The sequence below is a fragment of the Rhizobium sp. WSM1274 genome, assembly GCF_025200775.1.
GTDB lineage: Bacteria > Pseudomonadota > Alphaproteobacteria > Rhizobiales > Rhizobiaceae > Rhizobium > Rhizobium leguminosarum_I.
Window position 1 is genome coordinate 167,662 of the sequence record NZ_CP104142.1, and the last position, 17,505, is coordinate 185,166.

16 protein-coding genes are annotated in these 17,505 nt (G+C 59.2%); 6 read left to right on the forward strand and 10 right to left on the reverse strand.

The window, feature by feature from the left end:
* Positions 1-43: 43 nt before the first annotated feature.
* Positions 44-919 (forward strand): glutathione-dependent disulfide-bond oxidoreductase, encoded by an 876-nt coding sequence (gene yghU / locus N2600_RS33985; protein ID WP_260299859.1) that lies wholly within the window; start codon positions 44-46, stop codon positions 917-919.
* 84 nt (positions 920-1,003) lie between these two features.
* Here yghU and N2600_RS33990 read toward each other — a convergent pair whose 3' ends face one another.
* Genes N2600_RS33990 through N2600_RS34010 form a run of 5 tightly spaced genes read right to left on the reverse strand, consistent with a single transcriptional unit; the run spans position 1,004 to position 6,972 of the window.
* Complete coding sequence (locus N2600_RS33990; RefSeq protein WP_170256929.1) at positions 1,004-2,518, reverse strand: ABC transporter substrate-binding protein; 1,515 nt, start codon at positions 2,516-2,518, stop codon at positions 1,004-1,006.
* Between the two features lie 19 nt (positions 2,519-2,537).
* Positions 2,538-4,247, reverse strand: coding sequence for a dipeptide ABC transporter ATP-binding protein (locus N2600_RS33995; RefSeq protein WP_260111695.1), 1,710 nt, complete (start codon positions 4,245-4,247; stop codon positions 2,538-2,540).
* Complete coding sequence (locus N2600_RS34000) at positions 4,244-5,095, reverse strand: ABC transporter permease (protein WP_260299860.1); 852 nt, start codon at positions 5,093-5,095, stop codon at positions 4,244-4,246. Before N2600_RS34000 ends, N2600_RS33995 begins: the two co-directional genes overlap by 4 nt.
* Positions 5,092-6,030 carry an ABC transporter permease gene (locus N2600_RS34005; protein WP_260299861.1) on the reverse strand — a complete coding sequence of 313 codons (939 nt, stop codon included), beginning with the start codon at positions 6,028-6,030 and terminating at the stop codon, positions 5,092-5,094. The genes N2600_RS34000 and N2600_RS34005 overlap by 4 nt, the downstream gene beginning before the upstream one ends.
* Before the next feature lie 51 nt (positions 6,031-6,081).
* Positions 6,082-6,972, reverse strand: coding sequence for a proline iminopeptidase-family hydrolase (locus N2600_RS34010; RefSeq protein WP_260299862.1), 891 nt, complete (start codon positions 6,970-6,972; stop codon positions 6,082-6,084).
* Between the two features lie 158 nt (positions 6,973-7,130).
* Here N2600_RS34010 and N2600_RS34015 point away from each other — a divergent pair, with 158 nt between their 5' ends.
* From N2600_RS34015 to N2600_RS34030, 4 genes are all read left to right on the forward strand, one after another.
* Positions 7,131-7,928 (forward strand): helix-turn-helix transcriptional regulator, encoded by a 798-nt coding sequence (locus N2600_RS34015; RefSeq protein ID WP_026154676.1) that lies wholly within the window; start codon positions 7,131-7,133, stop codon positions 7,926-7,928.
* A 65-nt stretch (positions 7,929-7,993) separates the two neighbouring features.
* Positions 7,994-8,896: a proline iminopeptidase-family hydrolase gene (locus N2600_RS34020; RefSeq protein WP_222386003.1), complete on the forward strand. Its 903-nt coding sequence runs from the start codon at positions 7,994-7,996 to the stop codon at positions 8,894-8,896.
* 91 nt (positions 8,897-8,987) lie between these two features.
* On the forward strand, positions 8,988-9,365 hold the full coding sequence (locus N2600_RS34025; RefSeq protein WP_017969165.1) for a hypothetical protein: 378 nt from the start codon (positions 8,988-8,990) through the stop codon (positions 9,363-9,365).
* 121 nt (positions 9,366-9,486) lie between these two features.
* Positions 9,487-10,596 (forward strand): DegT/DnrJ/EryC1/StrS family aminotransferase, encoded by a 1,110-nt coding sequence (locus tag N2600_RS34030; protein ID WP_260111692.1) that lies wholly within the window; start codon positions 9,487-9,489, stop codon positions 10,594-10,596.
* A 273-nt stretch (positions 10,597-10,869) separates the two neighbouring features.
* On the opposite strand, the gene N2600_RS34035 is transcribed toward N2600_RS34030, so the two are convergent.
* Together N2600_RS34035 and N2600_RS34040 are read right to left on the reverse strand one after the other, a co-directional pair.
* Positions 10,870-12,084, reverse strand: a complete 1,215-nt coding sequence (locus N2600_RS34035; protein ID WP_260111691.1) for a Gfo/Idh/MocA family protein — start codon at positions 12,082-12,084, stop codon at positions 10,870-10,872.
* Positions 12,081-13,262, reverse strand: a complete 1,182-nt coding sequence (locus N2600_RS34040) for an ATP-grasp domain-containing protein (protein WP_260111690.1) — start codon at positions 13,260-13,262, stop codon at positions 12,081-12,083. Before N2600_RS34040 ends, N2600_RS34035 begins: the two co-directional genes overlap by 4 nt.
* 325 nt (positions 13,263-13,587) lie before the next feature.
* Between N2600_RS34040 and N2600_RS34045 the strand changes: the two genes are divergently transcribed.
* A complete protein-coding gene (locus N2600_RS34045) occupies positions 13,588-14,421 on the forward strand; it encodes a hypothetical protein (protein ID WP_260111689.1) in 834 nt (277 codons plus the stop codon).
* Positions 14,422-14,462: 41 nt separating this feature from the next.
* Here the strand turns inward: N2600_RS34045 and N2600_RS34050 are convergent, their stop codons facing one another.
* The 3 genes from N2600_RS34050 to N2600_RS34060 form a co-directional block, all read right to left on the reverse strand.
* A complete protein-coding gene (locus tag N2600_RS34050; protein ID WP_260111688.1) occupies positions 14,463-15,452 on the reverse strand; it encodes a fatty acid desaturase family protein in 990 nt (329 codons plus the stop codon).
* A gap of 2 nt (positions 15,453-15,454) precedes the next feature.
* Positions 15,455-16,192 (reverse strand): class I SAM-dependent methyltransferase, encoded by a 738-nt coding sequence (locus tag N2600_RS34055; RefSeq protein WP_162116645.1) that lies wholly within the window; start codon positions 16,190-16,192, stop codon positions 15,455-15,457.
* Between the two features lie 67 nt (positions 16,193-16,259).
* Positions 16,260-17,132 carry a glycosyltransferase family 2 protein gene (locus N2600_RS34060; RefSeq protein ID WP_017969158.1) on the reverse strand — a complete coding sequence of 291 codons (873 nt, stop codon included), beginning with the start codon at positions 17,130-17,132 and terminating at the stop codon, positions 16,260-16,262.
* Between the last annotated feature and the right edge of the window lie 373 nt (positions 17,133-17,505).

Below are 17,505 nucleotides of genomic sequence, written 5' to 3' on the forward strand. Positions count from 1 at the left end.
ACCGGCGTCGCGCTCTGTCCGACCAATGCCAGGAGTTTGAAAGATGAGCGGTTCTTCCGAATATACACCCCCGAAAGTCTGGACCTGGAACAAGGCAAATGGTGGCCAGTTCGCCAGCATCAATCGCCCGATCGCGGGACCGACGCATGACAAGGAGCTTCCGGTCGGCCGGCATCCGCTGCAGCTCTATTCGCTCGGAACGCCGAACGGCCAGAAGGTCACCATCATGCTCGAGGAGCTGCTGGCCCTTGGCCATGAAGGTGCGGAGTATGACGCCTGGCTGATCAGGATCGGCGATGGCGACCAGTTCGGCAGCGGCTTCGTCGCGGTCAATCCCAACTCCAAGATCCCGGCGCTGATGGACCGCAGCGGGCCAAGGCCGATCCGCGTCTTCGAGTCCGGCGCCATCCTGACCTATCTCGCCGAAAAGTTCGGCGCCTTTCTTCCGACCGAACCGAGCGAGCGTGCCGAATGCCTGTCATGGCTGTTCTGGCAAATGGGAAGCGCGCCTTATCTCGGCGGCGGCTTCGGTCATTTCTACGCCTATGCGCCGACGAAGATCGAATATGCGATCGACCGCTTCGCCATGGAAGTGAAGCGTCAGCTCGACGTGCTCGATCGCCGCCTCGCCGAAAGCGAATATGTGGCAGGCAGTCAATATACGATCGCCGATATTGCCATCTGGCCCTGGTACGGCGGCCTCGTGAAGGGCTGGACCTACGGGGCAGCCGAATTCCTGCAGGTCGAAGATTATAAGAACGTGCTGCGCTGGGCCGACATCATCCACAGCAGGCCGGCCGTGCAACGCGGCCGGATGGTCAACCGCCTCTCCGGCGACCCCTCGAGCCAGTTGCACGAGCGCCATGACGCCAGCGACTTCGACACCAGGACGCAGGACAAGCTCGCGGCCGCCGAGTAAGCAAGCGGCCCCGGCTACGTGCCGCAGCAATAAATGAAGCTCCGCCGCCTTTACGGCGGCGGAACGTTTGCGAGCTGCCCGAACTCAGTTCTTGACCGTGTCTTCCAGGAAGAAGCGGCCGAGCGGGTTCTGATAGAAGTTCTCGATATTTTTACGCGAGACGTTGATGTAGGGGCTGTAATAGAGGTCGATCCAGTTGACGTCGTCCTTGGCCATCTTCTGCAGATCGACATACATCGCTTCGCGCTTCTTCGGGTCGAGCTCGAGGCGCGCCTTGGCCACCAGTTCCTTCACCGCCTCGTTCTTGTAATTGGTCGAGTAGTTATTGTTGGAATCGTGGCCGAGGACAAAGGTGGTCTTCTGATCCGGATCGAGAATGTCGTTGGTCCAGTAATTGACCGAGATATCGTAGTCGCCGGCGACCGTCATGTCCCATTCCTGGCTCGGATCGACCTTCTGCAAGTTGGCGGTGATGCCGGCCTTCTGCAGCTGCTGCTGGACGAGCACCGCCGTCTGTTCGTCGACTTCGTCGCCGGCGCGCACCAGATAGTTCAGCGTCAGGTCGGAGGCGCCGGCGGCCGCCAGCAACTCCTTCGCTTTTTCGGGATTATAAGGCCGCTGCAGATTGTCGGCATAATAATAGAGCGCGCCCTTCGGAATATAGGAATTGGCGACCGTGCCCTGGCCGAAGGTGACGGTATCGACGATCGCCTTCTTGTCGATTGCGAGATCCAGCGCCTGGCGGACTTCCTTCTTGCCGAGCGCGCCATGAGCATGGTTGATCAGAAGATGATCCTCGCGGGTCGAAGCGTCGATATCGACGTTGAGGTTCGGATCCTTCTTCAACTCCTCGACGCGAGAAAAGGGAACGAAGATCGCCGTATCCAGCTCGCCGGCCTGAACGTTCAGCATGCGGGTGTTGTCGTCAGGCACCGAGATCCACTCGACACCGTCGAGCTTGACGCGGTCGGCCTGCCAGAAGTTCGGGTTCTTCTTGAGAATGACGCGGTCGCCGCGCCGCCATTCCTCGACCACGAAGGCGCCGGATGCGATCGGCTTTTCGCCATAGGCATCGGCGCCCAGCGATTCCATGCCTTTCTTGGAGATGACCGAGGCATTCGGCAGCGCCAGCGTCGACAGGAACGGCGCGGACTGGTTCTTGAGCTTGATCGTCAGCGTGTGCGCGTCGGTCGCCACGGCCGTGTCGATCACCTTATAGGAATCGCTCCAGAGCGAGGCAGCGTCATCGCGGATGCGCAGCAGGCTGTAGGCCGCGTCTTCCGCCGTCAGTGGCGAACCGTCCGAGAATTTTGCGTCGCGGATCTTGAACGTGTAGGTCAGTCCGTCATCCGAGACGGTCCAGCTTTCGGCAAGGCCCGGCTCCAGTTTCGTGCCTGTCTTGTCGACGCGGATCAGCACGTCGTAGACGTTGGAGAACACCCAGTTGTCGATGTTCTGCGCGGTCTTGATCGGATCGAATGTCGTCGAATCCTCGCGGCGGCCGATGGTGAGCACACCGGCGGCCTCGGCATAGCTTGCGCTGAGCGTCAGACCGGCGAGCAAGGCTGCAAGCCCGATTGATTTCCACCTGTTTGTCATGAGTTCGTTCCCTTCGTTGTTATGGCATGCGTTTGATTGATTGAATCGGCATCGAATGCGGATCGTCCTTGCCGACGGCGTCTTGAAGCAGCCGCTTGTCAGGATCGATGTCGGGAATGGCGGCGATCAGCGCCGCCGTATAGGGGTGCTTCGGGCGCGCGAAGACTTCTTCGGAATGGCCTTCCTCGACGATCTCGCCGCGATACATCACGACGACGCGTTCGCAAAGATTGCGGACGATTGCGAGATCATGGGCGATGAAGATCAGCGTGAGGTTCATCTTCGCCGTGAGCTCGCGGAAAAGCTCGATGATCTGCGCCTGGATAGTGACATCGAGGGCCGCCACGCATTCGTCGGCGATGATCATCTTCGGATCGACGGCCAGCGCCCGGGCAATGCCGGCGCGCTGGCACTGGCCGCCACTCATGCTGCGCGGTTTGCGGCCGGCGAATTCGCGTTCGAGACCGACGAGATCGAGCAGTTCGCCGATCCGAGTCGGGATATCGGCCCTGGCGACCTTGCCCTGCACCTTCAGCACCTCGGCCAGCATCTGCCCGACCGTCAGCCGTGGATTGAGCGCATTATAGGGGTCTTGAAACACCATCGCCGTCTCGCGCCTGAGCTTTGCCAGGCCAGCGCTTTTCTGCAGCGCCAGATCGACGCCGTCGAAGGTGACGTGGCCCGAGGAAAGCGGCGTGAGGCCGAGCACGGCGCGGGCAAGCGTGCTCTTGCCGCTGCCGGATTCGCCGACGATGCCGACCGTCTCGCCCGCCATGATCTGCAGGCTGACGCCGGCAACGGCGCTGACCGTCTTGGCACCGCCCCTAAGCAGGGCGCCGCCGGCTCTGAAGCGCACATGGAGATCGTCGATTTCGAGCAACGGTCTCGCCGGGTTGCTGGCTTCGGCAATCTCGGGCAACAGCGCTGATATTGCGCCCGGCAGGGAAGGGTGGCTGTTGATCAGGTTGATCGTATAGGGATGCTGCGGCCGCGCCAGGATCGTCCGCTTCGGCCCCTCTTCGAGCAGTTTGCCGCCGCGCAGCACGGCGATGCGGTCGCAGGTCTGGGCGACGATACCGAGATCGTGGGTGATCAGAATGATCGACAGGCCGCGCCGATCGCGAATGTCAATCAACAGCCGCAGGATCTGCGCCTGGATAGTCACGTCGAGCGCCGTGGTCGGCTCGTCGGCGATCAGGATCTTCGGATTGCAGGACAGCGCCACGCCGATCATTGCCCGCTGCCGCATGCCGCCGGAAAATTCGTGCGGATAATTGTCGTACTGGCGCTTCGGATCGGGGAAGCCGACCTGCGCCAGGATTTCCGTCGCCGCAGTGCGGGCCTCGCGGGCGCCGAGGCCCTGGTGATAGCGGATGCCCTCGGCGATCTGATCGCCGATCCGCATCACCGGGTCAAGATGGCTGGTCGGGTTCTGGAAGACCATGCCGATCTCGCCGCCGCGCACCTTCAGCATCTCGCTATCGTCGATCCGCATGAGGTCACGCCCTTCGAGCAGCACGCTACCGCCTTCGATCTTCAGCAGCGAGGAGGGCAGCAGGCGCACCAGGGAACGGCAAAACAGGCTCTTGCCCGAGCCGCTCTCGCCGACGAGACCGAGAATCTCGCCCTTGCCGAGGTCGAGCGAGACCGCATCGAGCAGCGTGCGCGGGCCGGAATCGACATGTGCCCTGACGGTGAGATCACGGACGGACAGCACCGAGCCGCTCATTCATGCACCCCCAGCAGTTCGCCGAGCGCGTCGCCCAGCATGCTGAAGCCGAAGGCGAGGCAGACGATGGAGAGGCCGGGAAACAACGTGATCCACCATGCCGTGGTGATGAAGCTCTGTCCTTCCGCGACCATGACGCCCCATTCGGCGATCGGCGGCTGGACGCCGAGGCCGAGATAGCTGACGGCAGCGCCGCTGAGCAGCACCAGCGTCGCGTCGGACATCGAAAAGACGACCGAGCCGGCGATCGCGTTCGGCAGCAGGTGGCGGAACATGATGCGCGGGCGGCTGAAGCCGAGGCTGACGGCGGCAACGGCATAGTCGCTGCCCTTCAGCACCAGCATCTGCGCCCGGATCAGCCGCGCATAGGAGACCCAGCCGACCAGCGCCATGGCAATGTAGAAGCTGCCGAGGCCCGGGCCGAGGATCGCGATGATCGACAGCATCAGCACGAGGAAGGGGAAGGCGAGGATGATATCGACGAGGCGCATGAACAGCGCATCGACGATGCCGCCGAAAAAGCCGGCGATGGTGCCGACCGTCGTGCCGATCACGAAGGGGAAGATGACGCCGATCAGCGCCATCTGCAGGTCGAGGCGCGCGCCCCAGATGACGCGGGAAATGATATCGCGGCCGAAATTGTCGGTGCCGAAGGGATGCAACAGCGAAGGCGCCTGCAGGCGCACCTCGGCGTTCTGCATGATCGGGTCGTAAGGCGCGACAATGGGTGCGCCGATCGCCAGCAGGGCGAAGAACAGCAACAATCCGGCACTGAGAACAAGCATCGGCCGCCGGCCGAAGAACCGGCGCCAGCCAAGAGATGCCGGGGCGATCGCCTCGATGCTCATAGCTTCACCCTCGGATCGACGGCGACAGTGACGATGTCGGCGATGAAGTTGATGAGCACGGTGGCGCAGGCAAAGACCATGGCGACACCCTGGACCACCATGTAGTCGCGCGAGAAGATCGCCCTGACGAGCAGCTGTCCCATGCCGGGCAACGCAAAGACGCTCTCGACCACCACCGTGCCGCCGATCAGCCAGCCGATATTGACGGCCAGCAGATTGATCGTCGGCACCAGCGAATTCGGCAGAACATGCCGCCAGAAGACGATCCCTTCCGGCATGCCGCGGGCGCGCGCCGCGGTCGCAACATCCGATTTCAGCTGCTCGATCATCGCCGCCCGCAGGCTGCGCGTCAGCACGGTCGAGAGCGACAGCGCGACCGTCAGGCTCGGCAGCACGAGATGCGACAGCTTTTCGCCGATCGTTGCACCATAGCCCGAAACCGGCAGCACACCGAGTTCGACGCTGAAGAGGATGATCAGCATCAACCCCAGCCAGAAGGGCGGAAAACCGATGCCGAAGGTCGAGACGACGCGCACTGCATGATCCGGCGCCCAGCCGGCATTGCGTGCGGCAATCGCCGCCATCGGCACGGCGATCAGGACCGAAAGCACGACGCTGGAGACCACGAGCGCAAGCGTCGGCTCGATACGGGTGACGATCAGCTTCAGCACGTCGATCTTGTAAAGGATCGACTTGCCCATCTCGCCGCTGGCGAGGTTCTTGAGGAAATAGACATATTGCAGCCACATCGGCTGGTCGAGGCCGTACTGGGCGCGGATGCTGGCAATTGCTGCCGGAGTCGCGCGCGTGCCGAGGATGTTGCGCGCCGGATCGCCGGGGATCAGCCGGACCAGAATGAAAGTGATGACGCTGATGCCGAAGATGACGGGCAGGAACTGCAGCGGTCGCATCAGAACGAATTTATAGCGATGCATGACGGCGATCGCCCCCTTGTCTTCGTCGGGTTCGGTCCGCTCCCTCTTGCATCAGCCTGCCTTGTGCCGGTCGAGAAAATCGAGAAGCGCCGGATAATAATCCTGCGGGTTCTCATAGAACGGCATATGGCTGGCATTGGCAAATACCTTGAGTTCGGCATTCGGCAGCGCAAGCTTCATCCTGAGCGCACAGGCTGGCGTCAGCTCGTCATGCTCTCCCGTCGTGATGAGCACCGGCAGCGTCAGTCGCGGCAGATCGGGAATGCGGTTCCAGTCCTTGAGGTTGCCGATATAGAGAAACTCGTTCGGCCCCTGCATCGTCTGATAAGGCGCCATGTTCCAATCGTCGAGCGAGCGGCGCACCGGCGCCGGCCATTCCGGCAGACGGCAGACATGGCGATAGTTGAGGATGGTGACGGCAGCGAGATATTCCGGATGATTGTAGGTGCCCTGCGCCTCGTGCTTCTGCATCATCGACACGGTTTCGGGACCGAGTGCCGCGCGCAGCCGTTCCAGTTCCGAAATCAGATGCGGCATGTCGGCGACGGTATCCTCGAGGATCAGCGTCTTCAGGTTCTCGGGATAGGTCAGCGCATATTCAATCGCCAGCCAGCCGCCCCAGGAATGGCCGAGCATGTGGACCTTGCCGAGCCCCAGCGCCTTGCGCACGGTCTCCGTCTCCTCGACGTAACGGCCGATCGTCCAGAGCGAGAGATCGTCCGGACGATCGGAAGCGCCAGTGCCGAGTTGATCGAAGGCGACGACACGATAGCGCTTGTCGGTCAGACAGGAATGCGCCTCGCGCAGGTAATCGCAGGGCAGACCCGGCCCGCCGTTCAGGCAAAAAACCGTCTCGCTGCCGGTTCCGAAACTATAGGCAACGACGCGATAGCCATCGACATCGATCTCGAATCGCTGGTCCGGCCGTATTTCACGCCACATTGATCGCTCCGGCAGAAGATTTCGCTTGCTCAATATTTGGGCATGGCTAAATTTTTACCTCAAATCCCATTCTGTGCCAGCTATAAGAAGTGATAGGGTGGGCGCCATGCCGAACCTGGGAGCAGCCCATGCTTGACGACCCCATTCGTGACGACCCTATTCTTGACGAGATCGGAACGATCAGACGGCAGTTTACAGTACATGAAACGCTGGACGGCAGGATCGACCAGGCCTTCGAGGCGATGAAGCAGATCGGCTTCGAGGCGCTGATCTACGACTATACCCCGGTGCCCTACGATCTCGATGGCGCGATCATGATACCGTCGCTGCTGAAGCTGCGGAATATCTCGGACGACATGCACGACTACTGGTTCAATCGCGGCTATTTCCGTATCGATCCGGTGCAGCAGGTGGCGCTGCGCACCTCCGCACCCTTCTTCTGGAACTATGACCCGGACGCCGACACGCTGATCAACCGCTTCATGAACGACGACACCGCGCCGGTGACGCGCTATCTGAGCGAACGCGATATGTCGACCGGCGTCACCGTGCCGGTTCATATGCCACGCGGCGACTATGCGACCGTCACCGGCATCCGCTTCGGCCGGAACAAAGAGTTCGAACGGCACGCGTTGCGATATATCGCCGACTTCAACCTGCTTGCCCATGTTTTCCATGAGACCGCCTATTCGCTTTTCGACACGCGGGCGAAAAGCGTCGGCACGATCCGCCTGACCGAGCGGGAACGCGAATGCCTGCGCCATTCGGCGGAAGGTTATTCCGCCAAGGAAATTTCCCGCATCATCGACCGTTCCGTACCGACGGTCGTGATGCATCTGAACGCCGCGGCAAAGAAACTTGGCGCCCGCAACCGCACCCAGGCGGTGGTGCGTGCCACCCATTACCGCCTGCTCGAAGACCGGCCGACCCATAATTGGCCACCCTATAACTTGTGATAGCTGCCTTGGCCGTCGCCGCCGCGTTATGATTTTTTTCATGACGCCAAGAGATGGAGACGCCCGTGGGCGAAGTCACAACCAACGAAGCCTATCTGCCCTTTCGCGATTATCGCACCTGGTATCGCGTTACCGGTTCGCTGGAGAGCGGCAAGCTGCCCCTCGTCGTCGCCCATGGCGGGCCCGGCTGCACCCATGATTATGTCGATTCCTTCAAGGATATCGCCACCCTCGACGGCCGTCCCGTCATCCATTACGACCAACTCGGCAATGGCAATTCCACCCGACTTCCGGAAAAGGGCCCGGATTTCTGGACCGTCGAACTGTTCCTCGAGGAGCTGGATGCCCTGCTTTCCCATCTCGGCATTCGGGATCGTTATGCCTTCATCGGCCAGTCCTGGGGCGGCATGCTGGGTGCGGAACACGCAGTGCGCCGGCCGCAAGGCCTGAAGGCGCTTGTCATCGCCAACTCGCCGGCCAACATGCATACCTGGGTTTCGGAGGCGAACCGGCTGAGGCAGGAACTGCCGAAAGAGGTGCAGGACACGCTGCTGAAGCATGAACTGGCAGGAAGCCTCGCCGACCCGGAATATATCGCCGCCTCGCGTGTCTTCTATGACCGCCATGTCTGCCGGGTGGTGCCGTGGCCGCCTGAAGTGGCGCGGACCTTTGCGATCATGGACGAGGACAACACCGTCTACCGCAACATGAATGGCCCGACGGAATTTCACGTCATCGGCACGATGAAGGACTGGACGATCGAGAACAGGCTCGACCGCATCGAAGCCCCGACGCTGCTGATCTCGGGAAAATACGACGAGGCGACACCCTTGGTGGTCAGGCCCTATCTCGAACGCGTTCCGGGCTGCGAATGGGTGCTCTTCGAAAATTCCAGCCACATGCCGCATGTCGAGGAAAAGCAGCTTTGCCTGGCGACCGTTTCCGGTTTCCTGTCCCGGCACGACTGAGAAAACCCGCCCACGCCGCAACACCGTTTCTTGCCGCGAAGGCGACGCTTGGGATAGTCTTGGTCCCATTCGAGAACGACGGAACGGACCGATGAACGATCATCCGCAGGCAGGGAGCGCGACAATCCTCGCATCAAGCGCGGGACGCGGCTGGCGCGGTCTGGAGGCCGATCTGGTGCGCATCCCGCCTGGCCGCACGCATATTTCAGGCACGCCCTATCATCGCCTCGGAATCCATGTCGGCCGGCCGGTGCGGGCGCAATGCCGCTGTGACGGGCGGGAGCATCGCCGACTGCAGAAGCATGGCGATACCGACGTGGTGCCAGCCGGCCTTGATGGAGTCTGGGAGGACGACCGCGAATGCATGATCCTGCGGCTGAAGATCAGCAAGGATCTTTTCCATCGGGCTGCGATCGATCTCGGCCGCGATCCCGCGACGGCAATCGTGCCGCATATAATTAGAGCATAATGTCATCCGAAAACCTCCCACACTTTTCGGCATCATGCTCTGGTCAGCTTGGGAACAGGTTAAGCCGTGATGTTCGGACCAGGCCCATTGCGCGATAATGCCCAACCTCCTCGACGGCGTCATGAAAAACGAAAAGATCTATGTAACGAAGCCCAGCCTGCCGCCGCTCGAAGAATTCATTCCGTCGCTGGAAGCGATCTGGAACAACCGCATCCTGACCAATGGCGGGCCATTCCACCAGCAGCTGGAGCAGGAGCTCTGCGGCCATCTCGGCGTGAAGCACATCAGCCTCTTTTCCAACGCCACGGTCGCGCTGTTGACGGCGCTTCAGGCGCTGCGCGTCACGGGCGAAGTCATCACCACGCCTTATTCCTTCGTGGCCACTTCGCATTCGCTTCTGTGGAACGGCTTGAAGCCCGTCTTCGTCGACGTCGACCCGGTGACGCTCAATCTCGATCCGGCGAAGATCGAGGCGGCGATCACGCAGCAGACAACGGCGATCATGCCGGTGCATTGCTACGGCCACCCTTGCGACGTCGATGCGATCCAGAAGATCGCCGATCTCTACAATCTCAAGGTCATCTATGACGCTGCCCATGCCTTTGGCGTGGAAGACGAGCGGGGAAGCATTCTCAATCACGGCGACCTTTCGATCCTGAGCTTCCACGCGACGAAGGTTTTTAACACATTCGAAGGCGGAGCCATCATCTGCCCTGATATCAAGACAAAGACCCGAATCGACCAGCTGAAGAACTTCGGTTACGTCGACGAAGTGACCGTGGTGGCACCAGGCACAAACGGCAAGATGAGCGAGTTCAACGCTGCGCTCGGCCTGTTGCAGCTGAAATATATCAAATTCGTCCTTGAAAGGCGTGGACTCATCGACAGTGCATACCGTGAGCGGCTCCGCGGCGTGGCAGGCATAGAATGCCTGGAGCGTTCCGGCGAGACCGTCTCCAACTTCTCTTATTTCCCGATCCTCGTACGTCCCGGCTATCCCATTTCACGCGATGGGCTCTATGAACTGTTGAAGGAAAACAGCATTCATCCGCGCCGCTATTTTTATCCGCTGATTTCAAGCTTCTCGATGTACCGCAGCCTGCCTTCCTCGCAGCCGTCGAATCTGCCGGTCGCAACCGAAGCCGCACAACAGGTGCTCTGCCTTCCCATCTATCCGGACATGGAGATGGAGATCGTCGACAAGGTCTGCGCGCTGATCGAGTCGGCTTAAAAAAGGTGTTTCGACCGTCATCGCACCGCAGATCGAAAGTATCTGCGGTGCGAGATCGTGCGCCAATAGGCCGGTTAGAGCGTGATGCCGAAAAGCATAAGCGGTTTTCGGGCGACATCCTGTTCTAGCCGCCTCACTTGTCAGCAAAGACTTGAAGCGCGAGTTCTGCCTGCCAGATAAGAAAATCGCGAGCCGGCGCGTTGCAGGTGGCTGCTCATACGAAAGCGGCGTGACCATCGATCCGCCGCTTTCGTCATCTCATAGACGCCAGATTTAAAGCGCCAGTTGCGGAGGTCGGATTTCGAGCCGCTCCGTCGCCGGGCGCTGTACGCCTCGCGGTTCAATCTCGACCCAGCGGTGTTCAAGCCGCGAGCATTCGATCGCTTCCAGCAGCCGTAATCCTTCCTCCGCCTCCTCTAGCCCAAGCACGTAGGGATGGGGCAGGCGTGCGGTATTGATCTTGCGTTGCAGCAGGGCGTCGGCAAGGTCGACATAATAATTCGCGAAGGCTTCGATGAATCCCGACGGATGGCCTGGCTTGAACCGCTCGTAGCGGATATTGTTAGCGATCATGATATCCGGGCTGGCGCGATCGAGGATCTGCTTGCGGCCGTTGCAGTCATAGAAATAGGCAAGCTCGGGGGTTTCCTGAAGCCATTCGATCGATGCCTTGGAGCCATAGAGCCGCACACGCAGTCCATTGCGTTGCCCGAGCGCGGTCTTGCCGTACCACATGCTGCAATGCAGGCCGCCGGCGCAGCGCACGAGCGCCTGCACATTGTCGAGCACCTGCGGAAAGTGACCGAAACTGTGGCTGGTTGCGCAGACTTCTTCCGACTCCCGCTGCGTGAGGAAATGAAGCAGCGAGTGCACATGAACGCCGAGATCGAGCGAAACCGTCGGCACGGCGCCGTCGCGCAGGCGCCAATCCTGCGGTGTCATCGGCGTGCCGTCACGGCGGAGCCGGAGAAAACTCTCCTGCGGCATCTCAATATGGATCTGCTGCAATTCGCCGAAAACACCATGCTCGACCATGCCGCGGATTTCACGGAGCATGGGATATCCCGTGTAGTTGTAGGTTACGGCCAAAAAGGCCCCGTTACTGCGAGCATTGCCGATCATGCGCGTCTCGGCGCTCGAACCGGCAAGGGCCTTTTCCGAGATCACCGAAACACCTGCCTCAAGTGCGGCGACAACCTGCTTCGTATGCTGCTGCGTCGGCGTTAGCACGACGAGAGCATCGATGTTGTCGGCCTCTTTCGAGAGCAAAGTATCGAAGTCGGCGTGGCAGCGCTCCGGCGAAATGCGGTACTGCCCCGCCGTTTCGCGATTGATGTCGCCATGGCGGCTGAAGCAGCCGGCGACAAGATCGAATTTCTGATCAAGCTCGATCGCATCGCGATGAGCGCGACCCACAGCGGAATTGACGGCACCGCCTAGAAAGGCGAGGCGCAGCTTCTCCGGTACTCCCTGATTTGAGCGGATCATGCGAGATCTCCTTGCATCGTTTGGAGCGAAATGAACGTTTTGAAATCCGGCGCCACCTTCAGCATCTCGTCCCGCGACTCGAAACGGGCGTATAGGATGGCGAGCTTGTCGAGCGGTGCCGCATTCATTGGTTTGCCGGTGGTCTTGAGCTGCGTGATGCGGACATCGGATGATGGAATGGAATGCGAGAAGGAAAACGGCGTCGAGGGCGTGTCGGAGGTGATGGTGTGGCGCCCGAAGAACAGCGGTGGATCGAAGCGCGGTTCGGCCGAAAATTCCTCACCCAGCAGCAGCGTTATGACGAGATCGGCGTAATCGATGCCGAGAGACTGATCGACAAGTGAGCCGTAAAGATCGCCCGGGCAGCGCCGCATGCATTCGACGATCCAGACATCGTCGCCATTCGACAGGAACTGCGTGTGAATGAGGCCGTCCTGCAGTCCGAGCAGCTTGACGACGCGCGCCATAATGGCCCGCGTCTTCGAGCGGACGGTTTCGGAAAGGCGCGAGGGATGGTTCGATGAATCGACCTGGTATGGATAGACCGTGCAATATTCGTCGACGAAGACGTCGAAGACGATCTCCTGGTCCTTGATGAAGGCGGAATGGCTGTGCAGGCTGCCTTCGATGAATTCCTCGATAACGATCTCCGCCGCGCGCGAGTTTCGCCGGGCATCGGCGATGGCGGCGGCAAGTTCAGTCCGGTCGAAAACCTTTGTGACGCCGCGGCCGCTGAAACTATCGCTCGGCTTCACCAGCAGCGGATAACGCAGCGCCTCGGTCTCGATTGGCGAATCGCCCTGCAGGCGCACCGAGCGCGGGGCAGGGATATCGTGCTGCTCAGTAAAGCTACGGAATGCCTGCTTCGTGTGAATGATGGTCGCAGTTTCCATCGAATCGAAGCGTGGGAATCCGAGTTTTTCGGCAACGAAGCTGGTCGACATATATGCAACATCATTGCCCGTCGGCACGATGAAATCGAAATCACCGTTCTCGACGAGGGCGAGCAGCGCGTTCGGATTGCTGTAGTCGATGAAATGCGATTGATGCGCATGCGCATGGCAGGGCTCGTCCGGCCGATTTCCGCAAACGGAAATATGGAGGCCGCGCCTTCTCAAAGCGAATAGAAGAGGAACTGCGCTGAAGTTACTGCCGACGAGCAATGCTCTCTTGGTCATTTTCAAATCCATTCCACGCACCCGGCTGGCCTGTTGAAACGGCACAGCCGAAACAGGGTGTGCAGTCCCACTTCGTCCGTTTTCGATATGCGAAAGACTAAAACGGCCGCGATAGCGAGAGTCATAGGATGCGGGCGTTACCCGAGGCTTGCCGCCTGGAGGTCTGGGCGGCGTCTGTGTTCACCCCGGCGTCGTTGCCTTGCTTGTGGGAAGCAGACGGGCCGCCTTGTTAAGCCGAGTACCATCTCATACGCTTTCGGCTGTGATTCCAACGTCGGCATCGGACAAAGATGCAGACTGCAGCTGCGAAAAGAGACACCGCGCAATGAACGAGAAACTGCCTGATCTGATTGAAGGCGAGCGTATTTTCTTCCAAAAGGTGTTCGAACGGCAGTCCCGCGCGACAATGGAGATGCGGGAGCGATGGCGCGCGGAAACGATTCTTCAGCGTAGAAGACGCGTGTCGTCTGAGATCTACGATCTACTTGGTGGGGTGGTGAAATACGGTCCGTTCAAGGGGCTGTCGCTTGCGAAGAACAACTGGTGGGGCGGTGGCGACTTCGGGTCGATGCTCTTGGGCCTTTATGAGAAGGAAGTACTGGATTTCCTGTTCTCCGAAAGATTGGATGCCGTTGAGAGCTTCGTCGATGTCGGCGCCGCCGACGGATATTACGCGATCGGCATGGTTCGGTCGGGTCGGGCGAAAAACGCCGTTTGCTTTGAACTGAGCGAGGAAGGGCAGCGCACCATTGCATCGAACGCCGAGGCGAATTCGACGTCGGACAGGATCGAAATATTCGGCGCCGCAGACAGGCTATTTCATGAAAAGCTCAGCCATCTTGATCTGGCGAAAACAGTCGTCCTCGTTGACGCCGAGGGTGCGGAGTTCGAAATCCTGGACGATGACTCCTTATCGGCATTGAAACAGGCGACGATTGTCATCGAGATTCACAACTGGGTCGAGGGTTTCTGGGAGAAGTACACCCGTCTCCTCACATCGGCTTCAGCGTTATTCAATGTCGAATTCATTGCGCCCGCCATCAGAGATCTGACGCAATTTCCGGAATTGAACGATTTCACCGACGACAACCGCTACCTCATTTGCTCCGAGGGGCGGCCAAATATTATGCGCTTCATGCTCTTGACGCCCAAAGGCTGATTGCGTCGACAGGTTGGTGCGCACACAAGCGCTCCAGCCTGTCATTCAGGCACGGCATTGCCTTCCAATCTTGCCGATATTCCCACCGAGCTCCAGAAGTCCCGGGTGAAGAGGTAGCCGAATTCCTTTTCCTCGCGCTCTACTTTGAGCTTGGCATTCAAGATATCGTGCAGCTTCGGCAAATTGTAATAGGGAACCGACGGCAGCAGGTGGTGCTCGGCGTGATAATTCATGTTGGCATAGAAGAATGCAATCGGTGTCGGCAGATTGACCGTTCTTGAAAAAAGAAGCGCGCTTTCGTCCTTGTGATCTTCGAGGCCGACGTGCTGCGCTAGCGCCAGAACACGATTTGGGAGCGATCCGACGAACGGTGTGATGAAAAACATGAACGTCAGGGCAGGCGATCGCGTCGCAAGGAAAAACAGCGCCAGCCAGATGGCGTTGAGCGCAAGCATAAAGATCGCATCGGATTGCGCAGCGCGTCGTTCGGCGGGCATCAGTTTCAATCGGATGCCTTTGCCGAAATACGCTTCGTAGCCGAAGGCGTTGCAGAGCGCATAGAGGATCCGCCTGCAAAGGCTTTGATAATCAAGCAGGACGAGACGCGCTGCGCCCAGCAAGTCGAGCGGAAAATCGCGATAGATTTCGCTGTCATCCTCATGGAAAGTGGAAGCGTGGTGGAACTGATGGCTTTTTTCGAAATAGCTCGGATTGTTCCAGGTCACATAGGAAAACAGCTTGAAGAACAGAGTGTTCAGCCATTTCCTGCTGAAGACCTTCTTGTGAAACAGCTCATGGCCGATGCCGGCATAGCCGGCGAACTGCCATAGGACGGCGTTAAGATAAAAGGCTGCGAAAGCAAGCGCAGGATAGCCGCCTTCCCATGCGCGGACCATCGCGAAAAGCAGGCCGGCATGGATGCCGATCCTGAGCGCAAGGTGGGAATAAGCGATCCGGTCGTTCGATGCCGTGAGGTCCCGGAACTCGTCCTTCGTCAACAGGCTGCCCATTCTGATCTCGCTAGCACCCATGATCAGAGCTCTATATTAACCAACGCAAAGGCCACAAGGCTGTTTGCGACATGGAAGACCACCTGCGATTTCGAGAACTCCGCCAAATACTCGGTGACGTCCCCGTGGATCTTGGAATTGTAGTCATGCCAGACGATGACGCCGCGCTTGACGATGCCGAATGCGTTTTCCGTATCCGCCCGGACGATCTGGTTCTCATGTCCGCCATCGATGAAGATCATCTCGGCCGACTGGAAGGCCTCCTTGAAATTGATCGTCGTTGAGTCTTCCTTGACGAGTGTGAGGCGCTTCCTTTGCGTCTCGGTGATCGACGCCAGATAGGCCTCGCCATCGATTTCCTGGCGCTTGCGGAGATAGTCGTCATTCTGCTCGGCGGATGACAAGGCGCTACGCTCGTCCGTCTCGGCTAGATGCGCCGTGAGGCCCTTCGGCAGGTCGATGGAGACCACGTCGCAGTCTTCCGGCGTGTTTTCGATGAAAAGGCGTGTGGTGAAACCTTTGTACGTGCCGATCTCGATGATCTTCCGGGGCTTCACGATCTTGGCGAGCAACACCAGGACAACCTGGTCGACAAGCGTGATGCTGCCGATATCAATCGGCGGCAGACTGGCGGTGTACTCGTTCGCAATTTTCAATTCGTCGGCGAGTTCCAGAAGCGCTCGCAATTTCAGTTCGTAAACTCCCGATTTCGCAGCAAGCGCCGGGCGCAACGCCGCGGCACTTTCAATGAGCTTCTGCATCTCTGATCCCGTGATTCCGTCCATCGTGATTTAATCCTTTGCGATTTCTATTGCGCCTGCGTGGGACTTAGAGACGTGTGCTGATGCGGGCGATCCGTTCATCCAGTTCCGGGAACGATCCTCTCCAGTAGGAATAGTGATTGATGAGGTTCCGATAGGCGATGGGCAGATCGGAGGGCTGCAGGTAGCCCTTCTCGATCGCGAGATCGAGCACTTCCTCGTAGTAGGTGATCGAGTAGATGAAATAGCGGTTGGCCGCTGGATTGGACTGCGAATTGGAATGCTGACGGAAATAGGAGAGGGGCATGGGATGCCCGACGATCGCTCCGCGGAGGGAGAGCCCAACCCAGGATGAAAGATCGAGCGGTCCGGAAATGATGCCGTCCACGACCTTGAAAAGACTGAAACGGCCGGATTCATCAAAGCAATCGGCCGTTCTCAAGAGCGCCGATGAGAACTCGCCAAGCAGATTATGATGCTTGACGGCAGTGATGCGTATGAAGTCGCGGCCCTCGATCACCTTCAGCGAGCCTTCGACCATCAATCCGTTGCCGAGATTTGTAACCTGGTTCCGCTCGTCGATGAAATAGCGCGGGGAAAACGCGAGTTTCGTTCCTCTGTTCTGTGTGGCTTCAAGCGCTTGGAGCAGGTACTGGATACAGAACGGATTAAGGACGTCGTCGTCGAAGAGATACTTGATGTACTCGCCGCCGGCGAGCCCGGCGAGCCGTATGACGTTCTTGTACTCGGCCGGATCCGGATTGCGGCTGTACTGGATAACGCCTGAGTATCTCTCGCAGATTTTCTCGATTGCATCGGTCGGGCAATCGTCAGAGACTATGATTTCCGTGTCATCGAAACTTTGCGCGATTGCGCTCTTCAGGGCGAGTTCAAAGAAATCGGGCTTATAGGCCGGGATACAGATCGATACGCGCGGCAAATGTTTCTCCCCTTGAGACGCCCCCTCCAGCCTCCGTCGGCGAGAGCGGTGATCGGCGCTCCGAACGACCGAAGCAGACTACTTGCCATGATCATAGAGCGCGGACGTTACGCGAGGCTTGTGCAGAGGAAGAGGCACAAGCGGAAAAAAGGCCTTGATCTCGCCCAATACATAGATAATTTTTGGGAGAAACGGGGCACGCCCTCGGGCATTCGCAAGTGCGTTCCACGAGATTCTTACGTATTCAATTCAATCACGAAAATCTGCGATTATCTCGGCATCAAGACAGAATTCATCGTCTCTTCCAAAATGACAATAGATCTTTTCTAAGGCAATTCAGGCGGCTCGAAAGCTGGCTGAGGGTAAAGACAGA

What these genes read in the sequence shown, in the direction of transcription:
- yghU (WP_260299859.1), top strand. Translation starts at nt 44, where the DNA reads ATGAGCGGTTCTTCCGAATATACACCCCCGAAAGTCTGGACCTGGAAC.
- N2600_RS33990 (WP_170256929.1), bottom strand. Translation starts at nt 2,518, where the DNA reads ATGACAAACAGGTGGAAATCAATCGGGCTTGCAGCCTTGCTCGCCGGT.
- N2600_RS33995 (WP_260111695.1), bottom strand. Translation starts at nt 4,247, where the DNA reads ATGAGCGGCTCGGTGCTGTCCGTCCGTGATCTCACCGTCAGGGCACAT.
- N2600_RS34000 (WP_260299860.1), bottom strand. Translation starts at nt 5,095, where the DNA reads ATGAGCATCGAGGCGATCGCCCCGGCATCTCTTGGCTGGCGCCGGTTC.
- N2600_RS34005 (WP_260299861.1), bottom strand. Translation starts at nt 6,030, where the DNA reads ATGCATCGCTATAAATTCGTTCTGATGCGACCGCTGCAGTTCCTGCCC.
- N2600_RS34010 (WP_260299862.1), bottom strand. Translation starts at nt 6,972, where the DNA reads ATGTGGCGTGAAATACGGCCGGACCAGCGATTCGAGATCGATGTCGAT.
- N2600_RS34025 (WP_017969165.1), top strand. Translation starts at nt 8,988, where the DNA reads ATGAACGATCATCCGCAGGCAGGGAGCGCGACAATCCTCGCATCAAGC.
- N2600_RS34030 (WP_260111692.1), top strand. Translation starts at nt 9,487, where the DNA reads ATGAAAAACGAAAAGATCTATGTAACGAAGCCCAGCCTGCCGCCGCTC.
- N2600_RS34035 (WP_260111691.1), bottom strand. Translation starts at nt 12,084, where the DNA reads ATGATCCGCTCAAATCAGGGAGTACCGGAGAAGCTGCGCCTCGCCTTT.
- N2600_RS34040 (WP_260111690.1), bottom strand. Translation starts at nt 13,262, where the DNA reads ATGACCAAGAGAGCATTGCTCGTCGGCAGTAACTTCAGCGCAGTTCCT.
- N2600_RS34045 (WP_260111689.1), top strand. Translation starts at nt 13,588, where the DNA reads ATGAACGAGAAACTGCCTGATCTGATTGAAGGCGAGCGTATTTTCTTC.
- N2600_RS34050 (WP_260111688.1), bottom strand. Translation starts at nt 15,452, where the DNA reads ATGGGTGCTAGCGAGATCAGAATGGGCAGCCTGTTGACGAAGGACGAG.
- N2600_RS34055 (WP_162116645.1), bottom strand. Translation starts at nt 16,192, where the DNA reads ATGCAGAAGCTCATTGAAAGTGCCGCGGCGTTGCGCCCGGCGCTTGCT.